Origin of the sequence: Acinetobacter sp. NIPH 1852, assembly GCF_022549455.1 — a bacterium.
In the GTDB taxonomy this organism is placed as follows: Bacteria; Pseudomonadota; Gammaproteobacteria; order Pseudomonadales; family Moraxellaceae; genus Acinetobacter.
The window spans coordinates 35,530-47,933 of sequence record NZ_JAKZGG010000025.1 but is presented as its reverse complement, the minus strand read 5'-3'; the positions used below and the strand labels follow the sequence as shown (position 1 = coordinate 47,933).

Below are 12,404 nucleotides of genomic sequence, written 5' to 3'. Positions count from 1 at the left end.
GAATGTGAGTTTAGATTTAACTATGGTAGTCCTCGACAACAACTAAAAACTTTGAGGTTTTGGACTAAAATTTAAACCTTATCTAGTACAGCCCCTTTTATTTTAAGTACGATTAATTGGGTGCTGAATCTCAAGTTCGCCACGCCAAAGTTTGATGAAGTCTTGTTCATCTATGTCATAAAGTTCCATCAGCGCAATAATCACACTGACAAAGATCATCGCGCCTTCGGTGTTATTTTGAAAATGGAAAATTTTTCCATTTAATTTACCTAAAATATCCTTGATTTCATGTTCACGTCCTCGTCCATAACGATCACGTGGGTATAGTTCTTCATTCAGAACAATTAAGGCAATAGCTTTTTCAGCAGGGGATAATTGGGTTTTATCTAAAGCTTCAGTAAAGGATTCATAGCCGTGATTGAAATAGAAGATGACGTCATCGGTGATAAAGGCATGGACCATATCTGCCGTTAAGTTTGGAAATTGTGAAACGGCATCTTCTTCAATGTAGGGACGGAATGATTCTGGGAAAATAACATTGGAATGAATCCCTTTAAATAAAGGTGCAATTTCTGACACTTTATAGCCCGCAATTCCACAACCGAGAGCAGTCAAAAAGTATTTTGTTTTGGGATGATTTTCGGCATAGATTTTAAAATCATTCACATAATGCTCAATTTGTGAAAGTGGCATTTGCTGAATATGTTCATTCAGCGTTGGAATGGCAAAACTTTGACCTGCCCAACCACGTCCAACACCTTTGACTGCTGCAAAATGTTGTGCGGCAACCCGAGCTGCGCCACTGTCATGTTGACCTGCTAGATTACTGCCAAAAACAAAGACAGTATCTTCTGGGAGTTCGGTGACTATACTTTCATCGTGGTATTGGTAAGACATATTTTTATCATTAAAATTGTGTATAAGTTTCATGTTGCAACTGATTGCGTAGTTGGTCAAGTAGAAAAATGAATACGTGAGGGTATTCTATGATTATGATCATTTTGTGCGGTTGCTACATAATAGTGAATATTTCAGCATTGAGTAATCCTCAATCATCCCCATAAAATGAATGAACTAAAATTTAGTATGACAGTATCTTTATGAGCGAAAACCAACCATTCGAATTAGTCACCAATTATCAACCTGCAGGCGATCAACCACAGGCGATTGAAAAATTGGTCAGTGGCATTGAACAAGGTTTTCGTAATCAACTGCTACTGGGTGTTACAGGTTCAGGTAAAACCTACACCATGGCAAATGTGATTGCCCAAACCCAACGTCCAACCATTGTCATGGCACATAATAAAACCCTTGCAGCTCAGCTTTATGGGGAGTTCAAATCTTTTTTCCCCAACAACGCGGTTGAGTATTTCGTTAGTTATTATGATTACTATCAACCCGAAGCCTATGTGCCGTCATCAGATACTTTTATTGAAAAAGATTCAGCCATTAATGATCACATTGATCAAATGCGTCTCTCGGCAACACGTGCGTTATTAGAGCGTCGAGATGCGATTATTGTGGCATCGGTTTCTGCGATTTATGGTTTGGGTGATCCGAATGCGTATATGCAGATGTTGCTACATATTGTGCAAGGTGATCGAATCGGTCGTGATGACATTATCCGTCGTCTGGTTGAGATGCAATATACCCGTAATGAACTAGAGTTTTTGCGTGGTACATACCGTATCCGCGGTGAGATCATTGATATTTTCCCTGCGGAATCCGATCAGGATGCAATTCGTGTTGAGTTGTTTGATGATGAAGTTGATTCGATCCGTTGGTTTGATCCTTTAACTGGAAAATTGGTACGGAAAGTTCCGCGAGTTACCATCTATCCAAAAAGCCATTACGTTACGCCAAAAGATCATTTAACCCGTGCGATTGATACCATCAGAGATGAGTTGCAAGATCAACTTAAGTTTTTCCGTGAACACGACAAACTGCTTGAAGCTCAACGTATCGAGCAACGTACGCGCTATGACTTGGAAATGATGCAGCAATTGGGCTATACCAATGGCATTGAAAACTATTCACGTCATCTTTCAGGACGTCCATCGGGTGAAGCACCGCCGACACTCTTTGATTATATTCCTGAAGATGCTTTGCTGATTATTGATGAATCACATGTCACAGTTCCTCAAATCGGCGCGATGTATAAAGGCGATCGCTCACGTAAAGAAAACTTGGTGAATTATGGTTTCCGTTTGCCGAGCGCACTGGATAATCGTCCGATGAAGTTTGAAGAGTGGGAGCGAATTGTACCGACGACTGTTTACGTCAGTGCAACCCCTGCACGCTATGAAATGGAAAAATCTGAACAGATCGTAGAGCAAGTGGTGCGTCCCACGGGTTTGATTGATCCTGAAATTGAAGTGCGTCCTGTACTAACTCAAGTTGATGATGTTTTATCTGAAATTAATCTGCGTAAGCATTTGAATGAACGCGTGCTGGTGACGACATTGACCAAACGGATGGCCGAAGATTTAACGTCATATTTGAAAGAGTACGGCGTCAAAGTCGCATATTTACATTCGGACATCGATACGGTTGAACGCGTTAAAATTATCCATGATCTAAGAACAGGGGTACACGATGTTCTGATCGGGATCAATTTATTGCGTGAAGGTTTGGATATGCCAGAAGTTTCTTTGGTGGCGATTTTGGACGCAGATAAAGAGGGTTTCTTACGCTCAGAACGATCATTGATTCAGACCATTGGGCGTGCGGCACGTAACGTCAAAGGCAAAGCAATTTTATACGCGGATCGTATTACTGATTCGATGCGCAAAGCCATAGATGAAACAGATCGACGCCGTGCGAAACAAGTTGAATTTAATCTATTGCATGGTATTACCCCACGCAGTACCGTGCGCCAAACAACCAAAGAAATTGATTCAGGTGAAGTGTTAACTGATGATGAAATCGATGACAAAGTGTTGGATCAAGCTCAAGCAATGAGTGCTGATGAACAACACCTTTTATCTGATCCAAAATTGTTTGCGAAGCAGATTGGTAAACTTGAGAAGGAGATGCTCAAAGCCTCTAAAGAGTTACAGTTTGAACAGGCAGCAAGGTTACGTGATGAAATCGTGCGCTTAAAAGCATATATGCTGCAATCGTAATATAGGAGAGAAATTCTCAAGAGTGATACATTTCTCAACAGTTTTTGTTTATAAAATAGGCTAGCTTAATAAGCTAACTATATGACTATTTATAACAAATTTCTGTTTTGAGGATTTATCATGCCATTGATTACAAATTTCCCAAAATCGAGTTGGCGTTTAGCAAAAATTGCAATTGGTGGCGTAGTCCTGACTGGGTTGGCTATCGGGACATACGCTTATGCTCAATCAAAGCCTTTGCCTACCGTTGAAAAAGTAGAATTAGATAAGTATTTGGGTATTTGGTATGAGGTTGCACGTAAACCGATGTTTTTTGAGCGTAAGTGCGCTTATAACATCTCTGCCACATATACAGTGAACGAAAATGGCAATATCGTGGTAGATAACAAATGCTACGATATCGATGGAAATTTACAGCAAAGTTTAGGCGAAGCCTTTGTCGCAAACGCGCCATTTAACAGCAAATTGCGGGTTAGTTTTTTACCTGAAGGTGTACGTTGGATTCCAGTTGGGCGTGGCGATTATTGGATTCTAAAACTGGATGAAGAGTATCAAACTGTATTGGTCGGTGAACCACGCCGCAAATATTTATGGGTACTTTCGCGGACTCCAACACCGAATAAAGAAATTATTCATGAATATCTGAATTATGCCAAAACGGTTGGTTATGATATTGGTGATGTGATTTATCCTGAATACCGTTAAATACGCTATATTCTCTAAAAACCATGCTTGCATGGTTTTTTTATTTGCATATAGTGGATAAATCATGCATTCGCTAGCGATTTTTTCTAGCCTAGATAGAGGTCAAAATGCTCAAAGGTATTATTTACTCAGTTTTGGCCTCTGTAACTTTTGGTGTTTTATTTTTTTACACCAAAGTATTAGGCGCATTTGATAGCGAGCAAACTTTTGGTTGGCGTATCATTGCGACTTTGCCATTTTTAACCTTGTTCATGTGGTTAAGTGGTGACTTGATTCATATCAAAACTATATTTAAACGAATTCTGGCAAAGCCAAGTTTGTTATTGTTTCTAATGACGACCTCATTACTCACTTCAGTGCAATTGTGGTTATTCCTATGGGGACCAATGCATGGTCGTGGTTTGCAAGTTTCATTGGGCTATTTCTTATTGCCGCTGATCTTGGTTTTGGTCGGAAGTGTGCTGTATGGCGAGAAGCTGTCAAAGTTTCAATGTGTCGCAGTTGCTTTGGCGATGTTTGGAGTAGGACATGAGTTTTGGCGCTTAGGCAGCATTGCATGGGAAACTGCGCTCGTCGCGATTGGTTATACCGCGTATTTCGTGATTCGTAAAAAAATTCAAACGGATAATTTAGGTGGTTTTTGGTGGGATTTATTGCTGATTCTTCCTATCGCAATTTTCCTTACTCAAACAGGGGATACGCCGTATCTCAAGTTTTTTGATGCGCCAGTTCTCATTGCGATCATCATCGGGCTTGGATGCTTAAGTGCAATTGGTTTGGGAAGCTTTATTTTAGCAAGTCGTTATCTGCCACTGATTATTTTTGGTTTATTGGGGTATTTAGAACCGGTGCTTTTAGCGCTTGTTTCCTTGTTGCTCGGAGAGAAGATCGGCGCAGAGGAGTGGTTCACTTATATTCCAATTTGGTTGGCTGTACTGGTTTTAGTGATCGAAGGTGCTGTACATTTATTGCAACAGAGAAAACGAAAGCAACATTTGGAACTTAATTTAAAACAGTACCCAAAACGCTTAGATGACGACCAATGAACAATGATTGCTTTAAAATGGATCACGGCTATTGCGATGATTGAAAAAGATTTTTACCTAAAATCACAAAAATAATTATAGGTATTTTATGAATTTATGGCTGATTGCGACAAAATCTCAACAACTTGAGCAGCTTTTGATTCAATCTTGATGATAATTCTATTACAATTAGGCGTTTTTAAAATTCACGCCCAGTATAGATATTAAATTAGAGGACGTAACTGTGAGCAAAGACACTATCGTTGCCCTACACGCAGAACATCAAGGCCGTTGGAAAAACCGTGAAGAAATCGCGGAACACATGATTGCGTTGATTGGTCAATTATACCGTGAGAAGAATATTGTTGTTTCTGTTTACGGTCGTTCTTTAATAAACCGTTCAGTAATCCAGATCTTAAAATCACATCGTCGTACGCGTATGCTTGATGTTGAGCTTTCAGTTGTCAATACCTTCCCAATCTTGGAAGCGTTAATGAAAGTTCAAAACATTGGTTCTGCTGAAGTTGATATCGGTAAACTTGCTGTTGAATATAAAAATGAAGGTGGTGATGTAGACGCTTTTGTTGCAAAAGCAGTGTCATCAATCGAAGGTAAGGCAACTTCTGAACAACCTAAAGATGTGGTGCTATACGGTTTCGGTCGTATTGGTCGTATCTTGGCTCGTTTAATCATCAGCCAATCAGGTTTAGGTCGTGGTTTGAGCCTTAAAGCAATCGTTGTACGTAAATCATCTGATGGTGACTTGGCAAAACGTGCTTCATTGTTACGTCGTGATTCTATCCACGGTACTTTTGCTGGAACGATCTCTGTCGATGAAGAAAATGAAGCAATCATTGCCAATGGTAACTTCATTAAAGTGATTTATGCATCAAGCCCAAGCGAAGTAGACTACACCGCTTATGGCATCAATAATGCACTTTTAATCGACAATACAGGTAAATGGCGTGATGCTGAAGGCCTGAGCCAACACTTGAAATGTGCAGGCGTTGCACGTGTTGTATTGACTGCGCCAAGTAAAGGCGAAATGAAAAACGTGGTCTTTGGTGTAAACAACACTGATATTTTAGATGAAGACAAAATCATCTCTGCTGCAAGCTGTACCACTAACGCAATTACTCCTGTATTAAAAGTTTTAGATGACAAGTACAAAGTATTAAATGGTCATGTTGAAACAGTTCACTCATTCACAAATGACCAGAACTTGATTGATAACTACCATAAAGCTGATCGTCGTGGTCGTGCTGCAACTTTGAACATGGTCATCACTGAAACAGGTGCTGCGAAAGCCGTTGCTAAAGCTCTACCTGCATTGAAAGGTAAGTTAACAGGTAACTCTGTTCGTGTTCCTACACCAAACGTTTCTCTTGCGATCTTGAACTTGAACTTAGAGAAAGAAGTTGATCGTGAAGAAGTGAACGAATATATTCGTCAAATCTCGATTAACTCTAGTTTACAAGGTCAAATTGGCTATACCAACTCAAGTGAAGTGGTATCAAGTGACTTTATTGGTTCACGTACTGCGGGTGTGTTTGATGCGCAAGCAACAATTACCTCTGGTACTCGTTTAACTGCTTATGTTTGGTACGATAACGAAGTTGGCTACAGCTGCCAAGTGTTACGTATCGCAGAACAAATGTGTGGCGTAAACTATACAAAAATTCCTGCTGAAACAAATGCATAATTTGTTTTTAGGTTAAAAATTAAAACCCAGTTTCGACTGGGTTTTTTATTGACTGTACAGAATACAAGCAGATTAAAACACAAAAATCGTTGAGAATAATGAGAAAGGGAATTGATTAGTTAGGAATACTTCATTGTTGCAGTTTAAGCGTTTGTTTGCAGTTTTTGCTTTGATTATTATTGCCAACTTGTGTGGTGTCTATATCGCGATGTGGGTGTTTAAACACTTTAATATCAATATTCCATTGAAAGATCAAAAAGTCGCGATTGATTTACAAGAACCTTTACAAGTTCGGGTTAAAGTGAAAGATGCTTTAGATGTCGAAGTGAATGGACGTGTCGATGCGCAAATTCCAATTAATGAACAGTTGAATGTTGCTTTAACTCAGACACTCACGCCACGTGTTTATTTCGATAGTTCAGTTCCGATTAGCACCATGATTCCAGTTCAAGAAGTGATTAAGGTCAATCAAAACTTACCGATAGATACAAAAGTACAGGTCAAAATTCTGGGTAAAGATGTGACTTTACCTTTAAAAGGAACGATTCCTTTGCAACTGGATGTGCCGATCAATATCCAAGTGCCGTTACAGCAAAATGTACATTTAAAGTTTGATGCGCCCGTAAAAACAGTTTTAAAAGAGAATTTAAATATTCCATTAAAAACACAACTCAATGCCAATATTCCAATTCAAGGAAAATTGAATGTACCGATTACTTCAGAACTCAATGCCTCAGTTGATGTAAAAAATACGTTGCCTGTCAAAATTGCACAGGGTGAACTCAAGATTCCGTTATCGAGTATGTATTTGGATCGCGTGCAATCTCAGTCTGTTGATGCGAGTCTAAATAAAAAAGATGCGAAAGCAGGTGAGTGATGCTGATGCTTAAATCATTTAAAAGTGTGTTGATCAGTTTTGTCATCTTAACCACCTTGGTTGCGATCTTGTTTTGGTTCTATCTCAATATTCAGGCATCAGTCATGGTGTCCGCGCAGCAAGCAGATATTCGGTTGCCTGAGTCACTTTCGACCAAGATTCAGGTCGGTGATCACCTACGAGTCAGGTCTGAGGGGGAGTTAAAGAGCACCTTAGTGATGGATCGTACTTTACAGTTACCTTTGCAGGGAAAATACTTAGCAGATCTGCGTTTTGAAGTGGAAACGCCGATTACAGTGAATATTGATTATGAAACCACACTCAAAGTCGATCAGGTGATGCCAATCGAGACGACAACTGATCTAATTTACCAAAAGAAGCTTCTGCCCAAATTTCCTTTAAAACTAGATATCCCCGTAAAGTTGGATATTCCATTTCAGTTGAAGCGTGCTTATACCATTCCTGTGAAAATTGTATTTGACGGACCTGTTTATTTTGCTTTTGATGAATCAATCAATTTACCGATTAAACATCAATTCAACCCAAGTTTTTATATCAACGATACCATCGATATGAATTCGATTTCATCGTTCAATGCAACCATGTTTAACGCTGTCCAAGAGACGAAGGCAAATTTAGAGATGCAAATGGACGTGCCATTGAAGAATGTAAGACCATAAAAGAACGAAATCACGCTTTTTTGCAGCCTATAAGGGCATTTGCTGATTTTAATATTCGAGTAATTTACGAAAATGTGGCAAAATATCCCGTTTTATAGAATTTAGAGGATTGGCGCATGCGCTTTGTTGATGAAGCAGTCATAATCGTAGAGGCTGGCGACGGTGGCAATGGCGTAGCTAGTTTTCGCCGTGAAAAATTTGTCCCTTTTGGTGGTCCAGATGGTGGAGATGGGGGACGTGGTGGAAGTATTTATATCCAAGCCGATGATGATACCAGCACACTTGTAGACTTCCGTTATACACGTCGCTATCGTGCAGAACGTGGCAAAAATGGTTCGGGTGCGAACTGTTCAGGGCGTGGCGGTGAAGACGTTATATTAAAAGTTCCAGTCGGTACCACGATTGTTGATACAGAATCAGGTGACATTATTGGTGACTTAGTGGCTGATGGTCAGCGCGTTAAAGTTGCTCATGGTGGTGATGGCGGTCTAGGTAATACGCACTTTAAATCATCAACCAACCGTGCACCACGTAAATGTACGACAGGTATTAAAGGCGAATATCGCGAAGTTCGCTTAGAGTTAAAAGTACTTGCGGACGTTGGCTTACTGGGTATGCCGAATGCAGGTAAATCAACCTTTATTCGTGCGGTCAGTGCTGCAAAACCAAAAGTTGCAGATTATCCATTTACCACGATGGTACCTAACTTAGGTGTGGTCGATGCTGATCGTCATCGCTCATTTGTAATGGCTGATATTCCAGGATTGATCGAAGGTGCGGCAGAAGGCGCTGGCTTAGGGATTCGCTTCCTTAAACACTTAGCGCGTACTCGTATTCTCTTACATATCGTTGATGTAGAGCCGATTGATGGTTCTGATCCAGCATATAATGCCAAAGCGATTTCGGCTGAGTTAGTGAAGTTCTCACCAACCTTGGCTAAGCTTCCAGTTGTTCTTGTATTGAACAAGCTTGATCAAATTGCAGAAGATTCAAGAGAAGAGTGGTGTCAACACATCTTAGATGAATTGCAATGGACAGGACCAGTGTTCAAAACATCTGGCTTACTTGCCGAAGGGACCAAAGAAGTCGTTTATTACCTCATGGATCAAATCGAACAACAACGTGAACGCGAAGTTGAAGATCCTGAGTATGCAGCAGAAGTTAAAGCCTTCCGTGAGCAGCTTGAAGTTGAGACGCGTGAACAAACCATCGCAGCAAAAGAAGCTTATCGTGAGATGCGTAGAGCACAGCGTTTAGCAGGTCTTGAGAGCGATGATGAAGACTTTGATGACGATGAAGACGACAGTGATGTAGAAAGTGTCTACATTCGTGACTAGGCTTTTTTAGTTCCTCTTTTTGCGATGCTTTCGTCGCAATTCGGGGGGAAACAAATTGAGGGAAAAATGATAGAAGTGGTCGATATGCAACGTCAGCTCAATACGTGTAAACGAATCGTTGTTAAAATCGGATCATCTTTACTCACTGCAAATGGGCAAGGTTTAGATTTAAATGCAATTTCGCATTGGGCGAAACAAATTGCAGATCTACACAATGCAGGGCATGAAATTATACTCGTGTCGTCAGGTGCAGTCGCAGAGGGGATGGTACGCATGAAATTTGCGAATCGACCCACTGATCTCCCTAGTTTGCAAGCATGTGCTGCCATTGGTCAAATGGGCTTGATTCATACATGGTCAAACGTATTGGATCAGCATGGAATCAAAACGGCGCAAGTTTTACTCACGCATGATGATCTTGCAGACCGTCGCCGTTATCTCAATTCTTGTGATGCATTGCAAAACTTGATTGATTGGCGTGTGATCCCTGTAATTAATGAAAACGATACGGTATCTACAGACGAAATTCGTTTTGGTGATAATGATACCTTGGCTGCAATGGTAGCAGGTCAGGTTCAGGCTGAATTGTTGATTATTTTGACTGATCAACAAGGTATGTTTGATTCCGATCCTCGTAGTAACCCCAATGCGAAGCTCTTTTCTGCTGTGCGTGCACTGGATGACAGTTTGTTTGAAATGGCAGGCGGTGGTGGTGTTTTTGGTCGTGGTGGTATGGTGACCAAAGTTCGTGCTGCCCGTTTGGCTGCACGTTCAGGTTGTCCAACATTGATTGCCAGTGGCGAAAGTGAACACGTACTTGCGCGTTTGATGGCTGGTGAAATGTTAGGTACTTTGTTCACCACTGATAATGATCGTGTCACTGCAAACAAAAAGTGGTTAGCTGCACATTTGCAAACCGCAGGGCGTTTGGTGATTGATGCTGGTGCGGTTGAAGCAATCAAACTCAAGCATCGCAGTTTATTGCCTGTTGGTGTAAAAGCGATTGAGGGACATTTTGATCGTGGTGACGTGGTTGAGTGTGTTGATCAAAAAGGACAGCGCATCGCGGTTGGGCGTGTTAATTTCAGCTCTCGTTCAGCAGATATGGTTAAAGGGCTGAGTTCTGATAAAGTGCATCAACTCTTAGGTGAGGCACGTTCATTGGAAATGATCCATCGTAACCATATGGCGATTTACTAATCCAGATATTGCTTTACTAGCATAAAAAAAGACCTCTCAATCAGAAGTCTTTTTTTATGCCTAAAGTTTTTGGACTATTTATGTTGTTGAATATTTTTACCCATACGTGCCAGTAAAATCACTGGAATCAGTCCCACCAACACAATCAATAGCGCAGCGATAGCACCATCTTCATAAGTGCCTCTTGAGGCTTCAGCATAGAGTTGGGTGGCGAGCGTTTCCATATTGAGTGGTCTAAGCAATAACGTAGCAGGTAACTCTTTCATACAGTCCACAAAGATCAATAATGCTGCTGAGATGATCGCTGGGCGTAACAGGGGCAGATGAACTCGCCACAAGATACCAAACTTATTTTGTCCTAAGTTCTGTGCGGCATCATCAAAGACACCATGAATACGATTATAGCCAGATTCGATTCCACCAATTGCGATCGCAAGGAAACGAACACAGTAGGCATAGATGAGGGTGAACGTGGTACCTAAAAATAATAAACCTGTGTTAATCCCAAGTTTAAATTCAAGAAAGTCCGCGACCGCATGGTCGATTTGTCCTAAAGATAACATTAATCCAATCGCAAGCACCGTCCCCGGAATCGCATAACCCAAGCTAGAGATCCGACTAAACCATGTGTTTTGGCTAAAGCGAGCAGCACTGACGATCAAGAAACCAATAAAAATCGTGATCAAAGTTGCAAGGCTTGCCAAGCTAAGGGTATTGATTGATGCTTGTAATAAATAATCTGAAAAACCTGCATATTGAAGGCGCTTATAAGATTCGACCAACAAATGACTGATTGGAATCAGAAAGCCGATACAAATCGGAATCAAACCCAGCCCGAAGAATAACAGCGCTTTGCTTCCTGTGACAGCTTGAGCAGGCATCAGTCGGCTACGTTGGGCTGAATTCATATAACGTTGTTTACGTCGTCCCAGTCGTTCTACGACCACCAATAAAGTAATGATCATTAACATGAAGATCGCAATTTGAGCAGCACTGGCCAAATCAGATTGGTTGGTCCATGTTGAATAGATCGATAGGGTCAGTGTTTTTACACCTAAAAACTCAGTCGCGCCGATATCATTAATGGTTTCCATTAAGGCCAAACTCGCACCGACTGCGATCGCGGGGCGTGCAAGGGGAATGGCGACACGTAAAAAAACTTGATTTGGTTTTAATCCTAGACTACGCGCAACTTCAACCAGACTGGCTGATTGCATGAGAAACATGGCACGTGTACTTAAATAGACATAGGGATACAACACAAAACTTAATAAAAAAATACAGCCCCAAACCGAGCGAATATTGGGAAACCATGCAGGTTGTGCTTCCCAGCCAAACCAGCCACCAAGTACGCTTTGTAATGGCCCAATGGGATGCAAGATATCAATATAGCTATAGGCAATAATATACGTGGGTACTGCGAGGGGCAACAATAGTGCCCAGTCTAAAAAGGCTCGCCCCCGAAATTGATAAGCCGTAACTAACCATGCACTGCCTGTTCCGATCAAAATCGTGAGTATACCTACGCCAAGAAGTAATAACGTCGTATCGATTAGTGTCGGTGGGAGGACATAACGAATCAGATGTTCCCAAATATCACTATTGCCTTGTAATGCCGTTACGATCAACGCCAATACAGGTAAACAAGCGAGCAGCGTCAATAGCCCACTGAGTGAAAATAATAAATTAAAGGTATATTTTTTTTTCATCGTCGAGGGTTTGAGTATACGGAAAGGGAGGAAAGTTCAACTGG

At 41.0% G+C, this 12,404-nt stretch carries 10 protein-coding genes and 1 pseudogene; 9 read left to right on the top strand and 2 right to left on the bottom strand.

Going from position 1 to position 12,404, the window contains the following annotated elements; genetic code table 11:
* Positions 1–75 (top strand): annotated as a pseudogene (locus tag MMO38_RS15440) (IS1595 family transposase); the annotation flags it as partial.
* 27 nt (positions 76–102) lie between these two features.
* Here the strand turns inward: MMO38_RS15440 and MMO38_RS15435 are convergent.
* Positions 103–897, bottom strand: coding sequence for a hypothetical protein (locus MMO38_RS15435; RefSeq protein WP_241324085.1), 795 nt, complete (start codon positions 895–897; stop codon positions 103–105).
* Between the two features lie 203 nt (positions 898–1,100).
* Here MMO38_RS15435 and uvrB point away from each other — a divergent pair, with 203 nt between their 5' ends.
* From uvrB to proB, 8 genes are all read left to right on the top strand, one after another.
* Positions 1,101–3,125, top strand: a complete 2,025-nt coding sequence (gene uvrB, locus MMO38_RS15430; protein WP_121928424.1) for an excinuclease ABC subunit UvrB — start codon at positions 1,101–1,103, stop codon at positions 3,123–3,125.
* Between the two features lie 120 nt (positions 3,126–3,245).
* Positions 3,246–3,830 (top strand): lipocalin family protein, encoded by a 585-nt coding sequence (locus MMO38_RS15425; protein WP_004668835.1) that lies wholly within the window; start codon positions 3,246–3,248, stop codon positions 3,828–3,830.
* A 107-nt stretch (positions 3,831–3,937) separates the two neighbouring features.
* Positions 3,938–4,876: an EamA family transporter RarD gene (gene rarD, locus MMO38_RS15420; RefSeq protein ID WP_241324084.1), complete on the top strand. Its 939-nt coding sequence runs from the start codon at positions 3,938–3,940 to the stop codon at positions 4,874–4,876.
* A gap of 223 nt (positions 4,877–5,099) precedes the next feature.
* On the top strand, positions 5,100–6,557 hold the full coding sequence (locus MMO38_RS15415; protein WP_004668833.1) for a glyceraldehyde-3-phosphate dehydrogenase: 1,458 nt from the start codon (positions 5,100–5,102) through the stop codon (positions 6,555–6,557).
* A gap of 133 nt (positions 6,558–6,690) precedes the next feature.
* Positions 6,691–7,434 carry an MFS transporter gene (locus MMO38_RS15410; protein ID WP_121928422.1) on the top strand — a complete coding sequence of 248 codons (744 nt, stop codon included), beginning with the start codon at positions 6,691–6,693 and terminating at the stop codon, positions 7,432–7,434.
* Positions 7,434–8,114, top strand: coding sequence for a hypothetical protein (locus tag MMO38_RS15405; protein ID WP_004668830.1), 681 nt, complete (start codon positions 7,434–7,436; stop codon positions 8,112–8,114). Before MMO38_RS15410 ends, MMO38_RS15405 begins: the two co-directional genes overlap by 1 nt.
* A 116-nt stretch (positions 8,115–8,230) precedes the next feature.
* On the top strand, positions 8,231–9,451 hold the full coding sequence (cgtA, locus tag MMO38_RS15400) for an Obg family GTPase CgtA (protein WP_004668828.1): 1,221 nt from the start codon (positions 8,231–8,233) through the stop codon (positions 9,449–9,451).
* A 66-nt stretch (positions 9,452–9,517) separates the two neighbouring features.
* Positions 9,518–10,651 (top strand): glutamate 5-kinase, encoded by a 1,134-nt coding sequence (gene proB, locus MMO38_RS15395; RefSeq protein WP_004668826.1) that lies wholly within the window; start codon positions 9,518–9,520, stop codon positions 10,649–10,651.
* A 74-nt stretch (positions 10,652–10,725) separates the two neighbouring features.
* Here proB and MMO38_RS15390 read toward each other — a convergent pair whose 3' ends face one another.
* Positions 10,726–12,360: an iron ABC transporter permease gene (locus MMO38_RS15390; protein ID WP_241324083.1), complete on the bottom strand. Its 1,635-nt coding sequence runs from the start codon at positions 12,358–12,360 to the stop codon at positions 10,726–10,728.
* Positions 12,361–12,404: the final 44 nt, after the last annotated feature.

Excerpts from the sequence above, each read along its gene's own strand:
- MMO38_RS15435 (WP_241324085.1), bottom strand. The coding sequence starts at position 897 with ATGTCTTACCAATACCACGATGAAAGTATAGTCACCGAACTCCCAGAA.
- uvrB (WP_121928424.1), top strand. The coding sequence starts at position 1,101 with ATGAGCGAAAACCAACCATTCGAATTAGTCACCAATTATCAACCTGCA.
- MMO38_RS15425 (WP_004668835.1), top strand. The coding sequence starts at position 3,246 with ATGCCATTGATTACAAATTTCCCAAAATCGAGTTGGCGTTTAGCAAAA.
- rarD (WP_241324084.1), top strand. The coding sequence starts at position 3,938 with ATGCTCAAAGGTATTATTTACTCAGTTTTGGCCTCTGTAACTTTTGGT.
- MMO38_RS15405 (WP_004668830.1), top strand. The coding sequence starts at position 7,434 with ATGCTGATGCTTAAATCATTTAAAAGTGTGTTGATCAGTTTTGTCATC.
- cgtA (WP_004668828.1), top strand. The coding sequence starts at position 8,231 with ATGCGCTTTGTTGATGAAGCAGTCATAATCGTAGAGGCTGGCGACGGT.
- proB (WP_004668826.1), top strand. The coding sequence starts at position 9,518 with ATGATAGAAGTGGTCGATATGCAACGTCAGCTCAATACGTGTAAACGA.
- MMO38_RS15390 (WP_241324083.1), bottom strand. The coding sequence starts at position 12,360 with ATGAAAAAAAAATATACCTTTAATTTATTATTTTCACTCAGTGGGCTA.